General features: G+C 58.5%; 4 protein-coding genes, 2 tRNA genes and 5 pseudogenes. 4 read left to right on the forward strand and 7 right to left on the reverse strand.

Annotation, left to right across the window (positions count from 1 at the left end):
• The first annotated feature begins 170 nt into the window (after positions 1–170).
• The 3 genes and pseudogenes from AB2N04_RS13595 (at position 171) to AB2N04_RS13605 (ending at position 4004) form a co-directional block, all read left to right on the forward strand.
• Positions 171–1374 (forward strand): annotated as a pseudogene (locus AB2N04_RS13595) (winged helix-turn-helix domain-containing protein).
• A 436-nt stretch (positions 1375–1810) separates the two neighbouring features.
• Positions 1811–2239: a TadE/TadG family type IV pilus assembly protein gene (locus tag AB2N04_RS13600; RefSeq protein ID WP_367714966.1), complete on the forward strand. Its 429-nt coding sequence runs from the start codon at positions 1811–1813 to the stop codon at positions 2237–2239.
• A gap of 67 nt (positions 2240–2306) precedes the next feature.
• Entirely contained in the window at positions 2307–4004 is a 1698-nt protein-coding gene (locus AB2N04_RS13605) for a pilus assembly protein TadG-related protein (protein WP_367714967.1), read from the forward strand.
• Between the two features lie 65 nt (positions 4005–4069).
• Here AB2N04_RS13605 and AB2N04_RS13610 read toward each other — a convergent pair whose 3' ends face one another.
• The gene (locus AB2N04_RS13610; protein ID WP_367714968.1) at positions 4070–5491 is read right to left on the reverse strand and encodes a diguanylate cyclase; all 1422 of its coding nucleotides are present in this window, start codon (positions 5489–5491) and stop codon (positions 4070–4072) included.
• Between the two features lie 450 nt (positions 5492–5941).
• Positions 5942–6018: transfer RNA gene (locus AB2N04_RS13615), tRNA-Asp, on the reverse strand.
• A gap of 184 nt (positions 6019–6202) precedes the next feature.
• Here AB2N04_RS13615 and AB2N04_RS13620 point away from each other — a divergent pair.
• Positions 6203–6278, forward strand: a tRNA-Val gene (locus tag AB2N04_RS13620).
• 327 nt (positions 6279–6605) lie between these two features.
• Here the strand turns inward: AB2N04_RS13620 and hupB are convergent.
• The 5 genes and pseudogenes from hupB to AB2N04_RS13645 form a co-directional block, all read right to left on the reverse strand.
• Positions 6606–6882 (reverse strand): annotated as a pseudogene (hupB, locus tag AB2N04_RS13625) (DNA-binding protein HupB).
• Positions 6883–7137: 255 nt separating this feature from the next.
• Positions 7138–9565 (reverse strand): annotated as a pseudogene (lon, locus tag AB2N04_RS13630) (endopeptidase La).
• A 327-nt stretch (positions 9566–9892) separates the two neighbouring features.
• Positions 9893–11168: pseudogene (gene clpX / locus AB2N04_RS13635) on the reverse strand (ATP-dependent Clp protease ATP-binding subunit ClpX).
• Between the two features lie 290 nt (positions 11169–11458).
• Positions 11459–12098, reverse strand: a pseudogene (locus AB2N04_RS13640) (ATP-dependent Clp protease proteolytic subunit).
• Positions 12099–12306: 208 nt separating this feature from the next.
• Positions 12307–13590: an O-acetylhomoserine aminocarboxypropyltransferase gene (locus AB2N04_RS13645; RefSeq protein WP_367714969.1), complete on the reverse strand. Its 1284-nt coding sequence runs from the start codon at positions 13588–13590 to the stop codon at positions 12307–12309.
• Between the last annotated feature and the right edge of the window lie 93 nt (positions 13591–13683).

The raw sequence follows: 13683 nt of genomic DNA on the forward strand, positions 1-13683 counted from the left end.
CCCCACCGGCACAAGGCCTGTTTGCGTGGACATAACGCGCACGGGCCACGTGTAAACACCGTCCGCTCGATGTCAGGAGAGTGAGGCAGTACCGGCGTATTCGGGTGGCGTAGCTCCTGGATCACCGATACGTCTGGATGTGTGCTGAAGACCAGAAACAGGCAATTTGGATGAAGAGACAGCGACTCACCCCCGCCGAGGTGCGGCGAATTGCCCTCGGGGCACAGGGCTTTTCCGCACCAATCCCAAGGGCAGAGGTTTCCAGACAGCATATCAAACGCCTGCTCGGGCGCACCGCCCTTTTGCAGATCGACTCGGTCAACGTGGTGGCACGCGCCCATTACATGCCGCTTTATTCGCGGCTCGGCCCCTACCCCACGGATCTCCTGCATCGCGCTCAAGCAAAGAAACCGCGACTGCTCTTCGAGTACTGGGCGCACGAAGCCTCGCTTCTGCCTGTCGAGGTGCAGCCGCTTTTGCGCTGGCGGATGGAACGCGCCAGAAACGGCGAGGGTGTCTATAAGGCTCTTGTGCGCTTCGCCCGGGAGAATCGTGATCTCATCGACAATGTGTGGAACGAGGTGATCACCCATGGTCCCCTCGCCGCTTCGGATTTCAAGGGAGAGGCGGGGTCCGGTGGGTGGTGGGGCTGGAGCTCAACGAAAAAGGCGCTTGAATGGTTGTTCTGGTGCGGGCACTTGACGACGCACTCTCGCCGCGCAAGCTTTGAGCGTCTTTACGATATCCCCGAGCGCGTTCTGCCACGCGCGATCATTGACACACCAACTCCCGGTGAAGAGGACGCCCAGCGCGAGCTGGTGGACATTGCCGCGCGCGCCCTTGGCGTCGCAAGCGAACCTGACATCAGGGATTACTTCCGCCTCACCCCGAAAGACTCCAAGGCACGACTTGCCGAACTCGTGGAGGAAGGAACACTCCAGCCTGTCGCGGTTCCGCACTGGCGCCATACTGCCTATCTGCACCGGGACGCTCAGCTTCCACGCCGTATTGACAGGGCCTACCCTGCTTTCTCCTTTCGACCCAGTCGTCTGGGAGCGTGACCGGGCCGAGCGAATCTTCGGATTTCGATATCGCATAGAGATCTACACACCGGCCCACAGGCGGGTGCACGGTTACTATGTTCTTCCATTTCTCCTTGGCGACCGCCTGGTCGCACGTGTGGACCTGAAAGCGGATCGCACTGCAGGCCGACTCGTGGTCCGGGCAGCTCATCAGGAGCCAAACGCGCCCACCGACACAGCCCAGGCCCTTTGTCTGGAACTTTCACGATTTGCATCCTGGCTGAACCTCGACCACTGGACGGTCGAGCCGCGCGGAAATCTGGCACATGGGTTGAGGCCCCCGCCAGGGTGACCGCCGCGAAACCGGTTCGGGCCGTAGCGCACCGCTGCCAGTCGATTTTGTAACTTCTTGATACTCTCCCTCAGGAATGAAATCGACTTTTCTGCATCTCGCTCGATTTAATCTGATGGTCGCAGAAGCTGCTCCGCTCAGCAGTTACAAATCGATATCAGTGCATCACAATTCTCAACCATGAGGCGATAATAAAAAGAATCTTTTTCTTGAGAACGCTGCCAAACCGGGGTTTTTCTATTTTTAAAGAATGTAAAATCGAACCCCCTTAACCCAGAGTTGATCCTTAAATTACCTCACAATATCCACCATTGGTTGTCTGATTGACTGTCATCTCTATTTATCGTGGAATATATTTACTTACGATGTACTGGAATGTTTATAGTTTATTTATTTCTTCAGACGAATTCTTCCATCGGGAATGGGAGTACAGGAAATGAAAAAAGACAATCTGAGGCGCTTCATAAAAGGCCGGGAAGCCACGGCAGCACTCGAATTCGCGATCATCGCACCTCTCTTTTTCATGACCGTATTTTCAATGATTGCCTATGGAATTTATCTCAGCGCATCGCATTCCGTGCAGCAGGTCAGCGCAGACGCCGCCCGTGCAGCAGTTGCCGGGCTGTCACCTTCAGAACGACAGGTGCTGGCCCGCGACTACATCGAGCAATCGATGATCAATCACCCCTTCATCGACCGAACGAAATTCGAAGTTGCGGTGGCAGACGACACCCGGAACCCGAACCAGTTCACCGTGACGGTCAAATATGATGCCAGCGACCTTCCGATCTGGTCGCTTTACTCATATGCGATGCCCGACAAGGAGATTGTGGGCTTTTCCACCATCCGGCTCGGGGGGATTTGAAGATGGAGCCGCCTCCCCTTCAATTCTCCAGCGCTTCAAGAACGATAGGAGCGCCAACATCGCGACGTTGTTTGCGCTGTTTCTTCCCATCTTGATCGGATGCGTGGCGCTTGCCGTCGACTACGGCAACCTCACCCTGCAGGACCGCAAGCTGCAGAAAGCCGCCGACCTCGCCTCGATCATCGCTGCGGCAAACATCGACGACCCCGAAAGAGCGGTGGCCGAGTTCTTTGCGTTAAACGATCATGACATCGCTGTCGAAACGGAGCGCGGCCTGTTACTCGGCAACCGATTCTATTCGAGCGCCGAGTTTATCGACCAGCAGAAACACGGCATCGCGAGCCTGGTGCGGGGGCGCTACTATCCAGATCCAGCGGTCGCCACGGACCGTCGCTTCGTCGAGATGGAAGCATCACCCGATGCCGCACGCGTCACCATCAGGAAACGCGGAGACATCTATTTCGGGAAAATGTTCACGCAACCGCCTGAACTTTCTGCAGTGGGCACAGCCTCGGCGGAGAAGCTCGCCGGTTTTTCCATCGGGTCCCGCCTCGCCAGCCTGAATGAGGGTATCTTGAACGCCCTGCTTGGCAGGTTGCTGGGCACCAGCATCTCCTTGAAAGCAATGGATTATGAAAGCCTTCTCGACACCGATATCGAAGTGCTCTCTTTCCTTGAAGCGCTCGCCACACGTCTCGAATTGACGGCGCTGACCTACGACGAGATTCTCGCACAACAGATTGATCTGCCGCAATTGCTTTCAACGATGCGGCTGACGAGCGGCATCCCTCCCTCCACCCGGTCGGCGCTACGAGCGCTCGAGACCGCCACATCGGGCAATGACGGCAGGTTAAGGCTGGCGCGCATAGTCGATCTCGGCTCCAGGGGGCCGCTGACGCTTGCCACCGACGCCCCCTGGGACATGAAGATTGGCGTGATGGAGCTGATCATGGCGGCTGCTGCACTTGCCAACGGCGAGGATTACATTTCTCTGGACACGGGGCTGAGCCTGCCCCCGCTTGCCAACGTGCAGTTAAAGCTGGCGATCGGTGAACCGCCAGCCGGCACACCGAGCCATGCTCTGGCGCCTATCGGAACGGCCGTGCGCACGGCACAGACCAGGCTGAAGCTGTCGTTCGAAGTCGGCCTCGACCTCATTGTTCTCAAGACAACCCTGCGTGTTCCGCTCTATGTCGAGGTTGCCCATGCCGAAGCACGGCTTGCCGACATACAATGCAGCAGGACAGCGAGCGGAGGGGGAAGCGCAGTCGTGGACGCGATGCCGGGGGTCCTGGAGATCGCCCTCGGCGAGGTCGACGATCGCGTCCTTTCAACCTTTTCGGATTCGCCCCGCGTGACACCGGCAAAACTGATCGATGTCAGCAGTCTCTTGAGCATATCCGCGGAAGGCATGGCGCATGTGGAGACACAGAACATGGAGCCTGATCGCCTGCGGTTTTCCGCGTCCGACATCCGGCGCGCCCGCATCCGGAGTGTCTCCACGCGGCAGTTGCTGGGCTCCACCACCAGTTCACTCATCAGCAATCTCGATCTGGACGTGAAAGTTCAGGGCGGTGGACTGCTGGGAGGTACGCTTCTCAACAATGCGCTCGTGAAAAGCACCGTGAAGACGGCTCTGGCCGGTCTCTCCAGGCCAATCGACGAGCTACTTTACAACGTGCTTGTCCTTGCCGGTGTGAAGATTGGTGAAGCGGACGTGCGTGTGACCGGTATCAACTGCGAGCGACCGGTTCTCGTGCAATGACCGCAGGGCAACGCGCCGGACCGACGACGGGAACTGCGATGGCCTGTTCGTGTCGGTGGCCGCGTCTACTTTTCTGAACGTGTTTCGGCGCGATTGCGGCCAAGCCGCTTCGCCTGGTAGAGGGCTTCGTCCGCTTCGGCCAGAAGTGCGTCGAGTTCAACGGAACCATCGGCAGCGGCGGCAAGCCCCACACTGAGCGTCACCACGATCGACACCCCGTTTTCCAGCGAAACCGGGGTCTGGGAGAAGGCGCTCCTGATGCGTTCGGCAATCTCGATCGCCTGCCTTCGACCGCAGCCGGGAAGAAGAATGGCGAACTCCTCGCCACCAATCCGGCCGATGACGTCCTGCAGACGCAGGAGTCCGGAAAGACGCGCTGCGGCTATTGAAATGACCTTGTCGCCCGCGGCGTGGCCGAAGCGGTCGTTGATTGACTTGAAGTGGTCGATATCCACCATCAACACGGAAACGGGCCGTGAGTGCCGTGCGCATTCAAAAGCCCGCCTGCCCGCCAACTCATCGAAAGCGCGGCGGTTGAGGAGATTTGAAAGTGGATCCCGGCTGGCGAGGTGGGAGAGCTGTCCGATCAGTTCCTTCTGCCTGGCCATGGCACTGGCGAGCATCATGGGCGCGAGCGCCACGAGGCTGACACCAAGACGCATGGAGATGAGAGTGTTCTCGTTGTTGAGCTCGCCAAACGCGGCAAGATGCTCCGAGGACATTGCCACGAGGCTCCAGAAACTCACCGCCGAGGTCAACAGGACTGTCAGGAAACGTGGATAGACGATGGCGGCCCACAGAAGAACGGGAACCGGAAAGGCAATGGCGCCCGGTCCACCGATCCAGATGGCGGCTGCGCAGGCCACGAGGAGGCCCAGTGCTGGCAGGGCCAGGTGGACAAGTCGCCTCAGAGACACGTTGCGTGGAAGCTTCAGCGGCTGCGCTGTAAGCAGCAGCGGAAGAATCGCCACATAGTTTGCGAATTCCGTGACAAACCAGAACGTCCAGCCGCGAAGCGCGGTGGCATTGAACAGCATGGGATTGGCAAGCGCCCCCACACCGCCGGCCAGGCATGCACCGAATCCGATGGCCGCGACCAATAGCGGAATCGATTCCGGTGTCTGCAGTCGAATCACGTCCTTGGGATACTGCTTCAGGATCGAATACGCCCCGGCAACGCTGATGAGATTGGCACCGGTGAGCAACAATGTCTTGCCGAGCGGTGAACCGGTCACAAGGTCAGCACAAACAAAACCGACGCTGGCTGCCAGCCAGCCAGCGGGCGATGCCGCCGCCGGCAGGCGCAGCAACAACCCAAGCATGAGCGCATTCGCAGGCCATACACTGGCCAGGAAACCGACAGGACGGGTGTAGATGCCAAAAAGGGAGGCTGCGAAAACCAGCGCGCCCATCGTCAAGGCAGCGCTGAGTGCCGGTCGGGATAGGTGGTTCGTGACTTTGTGAATGCCACTCGAGTTCATCAACATGGATGCGCCCCTGCACACCAGACCCCAGCTTAATACAGACTGAGGTCGCTAGCGTTAATAAAAGCGTGACTGACGGTTCTCATACGCGAAACCTCTTGGTTAACGCTTTCATGCAGACACTGTTAAAGCTGGAAGCGTAGTCTGCATGCCATGAGCCTGATCAAGATTTTATCGGCACTGTTGCGCGCAGTGCTCCTTTTTTCGCCAGCCACCATCGCGATCATGATGTTCACGTATCTCCTGCAGAATGCAGAGCACCCCAGGCAGCCGCCTCCCCTCGATACGATCCACACGGCAACACCGCGATAGGCCCGCTCATCCAGCGAATGGCGTTGCCAGACATATCGCAATCGCGCGGAAACCGGCAGCAACGCCGCTTCTGATTGCTTGGATGAAAAGAAATATCACCAGGCCTTAGGGCCTATGGCCATTTCTTCCGTAGGGAAGAAATGGCGCGAGTGACGGGGCTCGAACCCGCGACCTCCGGCGTGACAGGCCGGCACTCTAACCAACTGAGCTACACCCGCGCTTGAGGCGCTGTGCCGAAGCAGCAACGCGTCGATGAGCGCTGAATTAGGAGGTTCTTGAGGTGGTGTCAAGCAGGGTAATCGCGGTTTGTGAAACTTTCTTGAGCTTGTCCCAATTCCTGTAACAAATGCAGTTTTTCACTTGCGAACTTCGCGCGAACCACCTAAACGATCCGCTTGGAATGGGCGATTAGCTCAGTTGGTAGAGCGCTTCGTTTACACCGAAGATGTCGGCAGTTCGAGCCTGTCATCGCCCACCATTCCCCCCATCATTCTTCCACCGCCTCCCCCTTTGCTGATCGCTAGGTCGAAAAAGCTTCTACTGCTTGCCTGACGCCGAGCGTTCTCGCCAGAAACATCGTTCAGGAAGGGACATGCCGTCCTGCCGGAGACATGGCGCGGCGCGAACGCGGCTGCCCATAGCCTCTCTTGCCGGCAGGGGTTCAGGGCAGTTGAGAGCCCACGCTGCCGGCAAACACCTGACCACGAGGAATCATGGGGACGCAGCTGGCGGGGAAAGTCCACGACAGAAAAAAGAAAAGCCGGGCTTGTGACCCGGCTTTTCTTGCATCCCCTAAAGGGCGCAATCAGCTGTTGACTGCGTCCTTCAGGCCTTTGCCGGCGGAGAACTTCGGCACGTTGCGCGCCGGGATCTGAACCGTTGCGCCGGTCTGCGGGTTACGGCCCGTGGAGGCCTCACGCCGCGAAACGGAGAAGTTTCCGAAACCGACGAGGCGCACGTCCCCACCCTTCTTGAGTTCGCCCTCGATTACACCGAAGACCGCATCAACCGCGGACTGGGCATCACTCTTGGAGAGGCCCTGCCTCTTCTGCGACTGCGGATACGAGCTCGTTCTTGTTCATGTAATTACCCCTTCCTGATAAGGACCAAGTGATGCGACTCACTCAGCTCGGAGCAGTCTAGGGAGAAGCAGGGGCCGCACCAAGCGAGAAATGCGTTAAACGCCTCTCAAAACCCATGTTTTCCGCGGTTTTCGACAGAAAAGCCGGGCAAAATGCCCGGCTTTTCAAGCTTTTTCTTGAAAGACGTCGGAAAAAGGGCAAACCCTTGTGTCACAACGCCTGTACCATTTTGCGCGCCAGCGGTGAAAAACCGGCTCAGTGCGCGATGGTCTGCTCCTTGCTCCCGCCGGCATCGACTTTGCCGGCCGGCTCTACCGGCTCAACCCAGTCGATCGGTTCGGGCTTGCGAACGAGAGCATGTTCCAGAACCTCGCCCACGCGGCTGACCGGCACGATTTCGAGACCGTTTTTCACGTTCTCGGGAATGTCAGCCAGGTCTTTCGCGTTTTCCTCGGGAATGAGGACCTTCTTGATGCCGCCGCGCAGCGCCGCAAGCAGCTTTTCCTTGAGCCCGCCAATGGGCAGAACCCGACCACGCAGGGTGATCTCGCCGGTCATGGCGATGTCCTTGCGCACCGGGATTCCTGTCATGATCGACACGATTGCGGTGGCCATGGCGACACCTGCCGACGGGCCATCCTTGGGCGTTGCGCCTTCGGGCACATGCACGTGGATGTCCTTCTTGTCGAAGACCGGCGGCTCGATGCCGAAATCGACAGCCCGGGAGCGAACATAAGACGCCGCCGCCGAGATCGATTCCTTCATCACGTCGCGCAGATTACCGGTGACAGTCATCTTGCCCTTGCCGGGCATCATGACGCCTTCGATGGTGAGAAGCTCACCGCCGACTTCCGTCCATGCCAGTCCGGTCACGACACCCATCTGATCTTCGCCTTCGGCCTGGCCGAAACGATAGCGCTGAACGCCCAGATAATCAGACAGATTGTCCTCGGTCACTTCGACCGTGTCCTTGCCGTCTTCCTTCTTGGCGTTGCGCAGGATTTCGGTCACCGCCTTGCGGGCGAGCTTCATCAGTTCGCGCTCAAGGTTGCGGACACCGGCTTCCCGCGTGTAGGTGCGGATGATCTGCTGCAGAGCGCCATCGGTCACCGAAAACTCACGCTCTTCAAGCGCATGCTCGCGCACGGCCCTTGGGCAGGAGGTGGCGTCTGGCGATCTCCACCTTTTCGTCCTCGGTGTAGCCGGCGATGCGGATGATCTCCATACGGTCCATCAGCGCCGGCGGAATGTTCAGCGTGTTGGCCGTGGTCACGAACATCACGCTCGACAGGTCGTATTCCACCTCGAGATAGTGGTCCATGAAGGTTGCGTTCTGCTCGGGATCGAGAACCTCAAGCAGGGCCGATGACGGATCGCCGCGGAAATCCATGCCCATCTTGTCGATCTCGTCGAGCAGGAAGAGCGGGTTGGACTTCTTTGCCTTCTTCATCGACTGGACGACCTTGCCGGGCATCGAGCCGATATAGGTGCGGCGGTGACCACGGATTTCGGCCTCATCGCGCACGCCACCAAGCGCCATGCGGACATATTCGCGTCCGGTGGCCTTGGCGATGGACTTGGCGAGCGAGGTCTTGCCGACGCCGGGCGGACCTACGAGGCACAGGATCGGCCCCTTCAGCTTCTTCTGACGGCTCTGGACGGCCAGATATTCGACGATCCGCTCCTTCACCTTCTCAAGACCGAAATGATCCGTGTCCAGCACGTTCTCGGCAAACTCGAGATCGTTCTTGATCTTGCTCGGCCTCCTCCACGGAATGGAGAGCAGCCAGTCGAGATAGTTGCGCACCACCGTGGCCTCGGCCGACATGGGCGACATGGTCTTGAGCTTCTTCAGCTCCGCCTCGGCCTTCTCGCGCGCTTCCTTGGAGAGCTTGGTCTTGTTGATGCGCTCTTCCAGTTCCGCAGCTTCGTTGCGGCCGTCCTCGCCCTCGCCGAGCTCCTTCTGAATGGCCTTCATCTGCTCATTCAGATAATACTCGCGCTGCGTCTTCTCCATCTGGCGCTTGACGCGCGAGCGGATGCGCTTTTCCACCTGAAGCACGGAAATCTCGGCTTCCATGAAGCCCATGGCCTTTTCAAGCCGCTCGCGCACGGAGAGCGTGGCCAGCATTTCCTGCTTCTCGGGAATCTTGATCGCCAGGTGCGAGGCAACCGTATCGGCCAGCTTCGAGTAATCCTCGATCTGGGTCGCGGCACCCACCACTTCGGGCGAAATCTTCTTGTTGAGCTTTACGTAATTCTCAAAATCGGAAACGACCGAACGTGCCAGCGCCTCGATCTCGACCTGATCTTCTTCCGGCTCGGGAAGCAGATCGGCGCTCGCCTCATGGAACTCCTCACGGTCGGTGAACTCGGAGATGCGCGCACGCGACGTGCCTTCGACAAGCACCTTGACCGTACCATCGGGGAGCTTCAGAAGCTGCAGCACGTTTGCCAGCGTACCGACATCATAAATGCCACTTGGCTCCGGATCGTCGTCCGCAGCATTCATCTGCGTGGCCAGCAGGATCTGCCGCTCTGCGCCCATAACCTCTTCCAGCGCCTTGATAGACTTGTCGCGGCCGACGAAGAGCGGAACGATCATGTGCGGGAACACAACGATATCGCGCAACGGCAATACCGGGTATGAAGCACCACCAGCGGTCTTGGGGTTATCAGTCATGTTTTAGCCTTTTCATACCGCGACCACTCAAAAGCCAGTCACGGATTTCATTCTATCCGGCCAGAGCGTTATCCACCAGAAGCAACCGCAATTTTGCGCGATGCATGAATGGAAACCACCCCACCTTTGCTCCTCTCTTAGTTGGAGACGTCCACAGAGAAGATCAAGGGCTTAGCCCGGACACAGGAGCGTACACGCGGAATGCAGCCACGGTTCGATCCGATTCAGCACGATTTACGATAAATTCACGCCAGAAAACGCGAACGTCACCGGAGGCAATCCCCGGTGACGCAAAAAACAAAAACGCATTCCGAACCAGACCTCTCATCAGGCGCTGGCGTTGCCCTTTTCCTGCTCACGCTCTGCATAAATGTAGAGCGGGCGGGCATTCCCGGCGACCACCTCGTCGGAGATCACGACTTCCTGAACACCCTCCAGAGCCGGCAGCTCAAACATGGTGTCGAGCAGGATCGCTTCCATGATCGACCGCAGACCGCGGGCACCCGTCTTGCGCTCGATCGCCTTGCGGGCAATCGCGGCAAGTGCATTCTCATGGAAGGTCAGTTCCACATTCTCCATGTCGAACAGACGCTGATACTGCTTCACGAGCGCGTTTTTGGGTTCGCTCAGAATCTGGACCAGTGCAGCCTCATCCAGGTCTTCCAGGGTCGCCAGAACTGGTAAACGGCCGACAAATTCCGGAATAAGGCCGAACTTGAGCAGGTCTTCCGGCTCGACCTGGCGGAAAAGCTCTCCCGTCGGCCGATCCTCCGGAGAGGCAACCGTTGCGCCGAAACCGATGGACGTCTTTCGACCACGATCCGAAATGATCCGGTCGAGACCGGCAAAGGCCCCCACCGCAGATGAAGAGGATGTTTGCCGTATCCACCTGCAGGAACTCCTGCTGTGGGTGCTTTCGGCCGCCCTGCGGCGGTACGGAAGCGACGGTTCCTTCCATGATCTTGAGAAGCGCCTGCTGCACCCCCTCGCCCGAGACGTCCCGGGTTATGGAAGGATTGTCGGACTTGCGCGAAATCTTGTCGATCTCGTCGATATAGACGATGCCGCGCTGCGCCCGCTCGACATTGTAGTCTGCCGACTGCAGCAGCTTGAGAATGATGTTCTCGACATCCTCACCCACATAACCGGCTTCGGTCAGCGTCGTTGCATCGGCCATGGTGAAGGGCACATCGATGATGCGTGCCAGCGTCTGGGCCAGAAGCGTCTTGCCGCAGCCGGTCGGGCCGATCAGCAGGATGTTGGACTTGGCCAGCTCGACATCCGCATTTTTGGATGCGTGGGCGAGGCGCTTGTAATGGTTGTGGACAGCTACGGAAAGGACGCGTTTGGCATGCGCCTGACCGATCACGTAGTCATCCAGAACCCCGATGATTTCCTGCGGGGTCGGTACACCCTCGCGTGACTTCACCATGGAGGATTTGTTTTCTTCGCGGATGATATCCATGCACAGCTCGACGCATTCATCGCAGATGAAGACGGTCGGGCCCGCAATAAGTTTGCGGACTTCGTGCTGGCTCTTGCCGCAGAAGGAGCAGTACAGCGTATTCTTGGAGTCCCCGCTGCCGTTGCTGGCCTTGCTCATGTCTTACGTCCTTTCACTACCCACCGGCATGTCGCCCCGAACTGCCGGGCGGTCATGATGTCCGGGACGGAATGGTCCCAGACACTCCACGCTCTGTTTTCGAAACGAACCACAAATCCGAAAACGCGGCAACCACACCGAGCCCCCAACAAGACCTTGGCTTTGGAAACTCAATATAGACTTAACGTAGGCGTTCACACACCGGCTGCAAACACAAAAATGTGACAGAAATGCCGCATCCCCGACCATGAGCATGGACGGGGTGCGCAGGCATTCCGTTGTACGTCCGGTTACGAATCAGACTTTTCCGATTTCTCGACTGCGTCGCGCGAGCTGATCACCCGATCGATCAGACCGAACTCCTGCGCTTCGTCGGAGGTCATGAAATGATCGCGATCGAGGGTCTTCTCGATGGTCTCATAGTCCTGGCCCGTGTGCTGGACATAGACCTCGTTGAGGCGACGCTTCAACTTGATGATGTCCTGCGCGTGGCGCTCGATATCGGATGCCTGCCCCTGGAACCCGCCCGAAGGCTGATGCACCATGATGCGCGCGTTGGGCGTGGCAAAGCGCATGTCCTTGTGACCGGCACACAGAAGCAGCGAGCCCATGGAAGCGGCCCTGTCCGATACAAAGCGTCGAGACCGGTGGCTGGATGAACTGCATTGTATCGTAAATGGCCATGCCCGAGGTCACGACACCGCCGGGAGAATTGATGTAAAGCGCAATCTCTTTCTTGGGATTGTCCGCCTCAAGAAACAGGAGCTGGGCGCAGACGAGCGAGGCCATGCCATCCTCGATCGGGCCGGTGATGAAGATGATGCGCTCTTTGAGAAGACGCGAAAAAATGTCGTATGCCCGTTCACCCCGGTTCGTCTGCTCGACGACCATGGGCACCAGATTCATGGCGGTATCGACGGGATTCGGCATGAATATACCTTTCGGTTTGAAGCAGCACGCCGCAAAATCCGACGCACGCAAAGCGGCAGAATCGTTTTGTTCAAAGCGATAGATAGGATGCCCCCTTCCCCCGACGCAAGAGGAAGCGCGCATCATGGTGCCGTCCAAAGCCATTTCAACGGCACGAAGGGCCATGGGCGGGGCATCATGGCCCGCCCATGTTTCTGTCTCAAAAAAATCAGATCTGGGCCAGCGCCTGCTCCAGATCGGCGATGATGTCCTCCACATCCTCGATACCGATGGACAGTCGGATCACGTCAACGCCGGCGCCCGCAGCCGCTTTCTGTTCATCGGAAAGCTGACGATGCGTGGTGGAAGCCGGATGAATGATCAGTGACTTCGTGTCCCCGATATTGGCCAGGTGCGAGAAGAGCTCGACGCTCTCCACAACCTTCACGCCGGCATCAAACCCGTCCTTCAGGCCAAAGGTGAACACGGCACCCGCCCCCTTGGGCGAGTATTTCTTCATCAGCGCATGATTGGGGTCGTCAGCCAGTCCCGGATAGGAAACCCAGGCCACCCTGTCATGCCCCTTGAGCCATTCAGCCACTTTGAGCGCATTGTCGCTGTGACGCTGCATGCGCAGGGCAAGCGTCTCGATACCGGTCAGGATCTGGAACGCATTGAAGGGCGAAATGGCAGGACCGAAATCGCGCAGACCCAGGACACGGGCAGCGATTGCGAAGGCGAAATTGCCAAAGGTTTCATGCAGCACCATGCCGCCATACTCGGCGCGCGGCTCCGAGAGCATCGGATATTTGCCCGATTTCGACCAGTCGAACGTGCCACCATCGACAAGAGCCCCCCCCACTGAATTGCCATGCCCCCCCATGAATTTCGTCAGCGAGTGCAGCACGATGTCCGCGCCATGCTCGATGGGGCGCAGGAGATAGGGCGAGGCCATGGTGTTGTCGACGATGAACGGCAGACCATGGCGGCGTGCGATGTCACCGATCTTTTCCAGGTCGACAAATGTACCACCCGGATTGGCGAGACTTTCCACGAAGATAGCCTGCGTGTTCTCGTCGATCTGGCTTTCAAAACTGTCGAAATCTTCCGGATCGGCCCAGCGCACATGCCAGTCGAAATTCTTGAAGGCGTGGCCAAACTGGTTGATGGAACCGCCGTAAAGCTTCTTGGCTGCGATGAAATTCGCGCCCGGTCGCATCAGATTGTTGAAGGTTAGAAGCTGTGCGGCGTGACCGGAAGCCGTGGCAAGCGCCGCCGTGCCGCCCTCAAGGGCCGCGACGCGCTCTTCAAGCACGGCCTGGGTCGGGTTCATGATCCGGGTGTAGATGTTTCCGAAGGCCTTCAGGCCAAACAGCGATGCGGCGTGATCCGCATCGTCGAAAACATAGGAGGTGGTCTGATAGATCGGCGTGGCGCGTGCGCCTGTCGCCGGATCGGGCTGCGCGCCTGCGTGCACCGCCAGCGTGTCAAAACCGGGCGTACGCTCACTCATAACAATTCCTCCATATACAAATTGAGTCAGCTGCATCAATACAGAGGCGACCGGCGCAGGAAAAGGAGATTTATCCCGGAGTGCGGCGCCGGC

The sequence above is a fragment of the Nitratireductor sp. GISD-1A_MAKvit genome, assembly GCF_040819555.1.
Classification (GTDB): domain Bacteria; phylum Pseudomonadota; class Alphaproteobacteria; order Rhizobiales; family Rhizobiaceae; genus Nitratireductor.

Bases quoted from the DNA above. Each gene is read 5' to 3' on its own strand.
- AB2N04_RS13600 (WP_367714966.1), top strand. From the start codon at position 1,811: ATGAAAAAAGACAATCTGAGGCGCTTCATAAAAGGCCGGGAAGCCACG.
- AB2N04_RS13645 (WP_367714969.1), bottom strand. From the start codon at position 13,590: ATGAGTGAGCGTACGCCCGGTTTTGACACGCTGGCGGTGCACGCAGGC.
- AB2N04_RS13610 (WP_367714968.1), bottom strand. From the start codon at position 5,491: ATGTTGATGAACTCGAGTGGCATTCACAAAGTCACGAACCACCTATCC.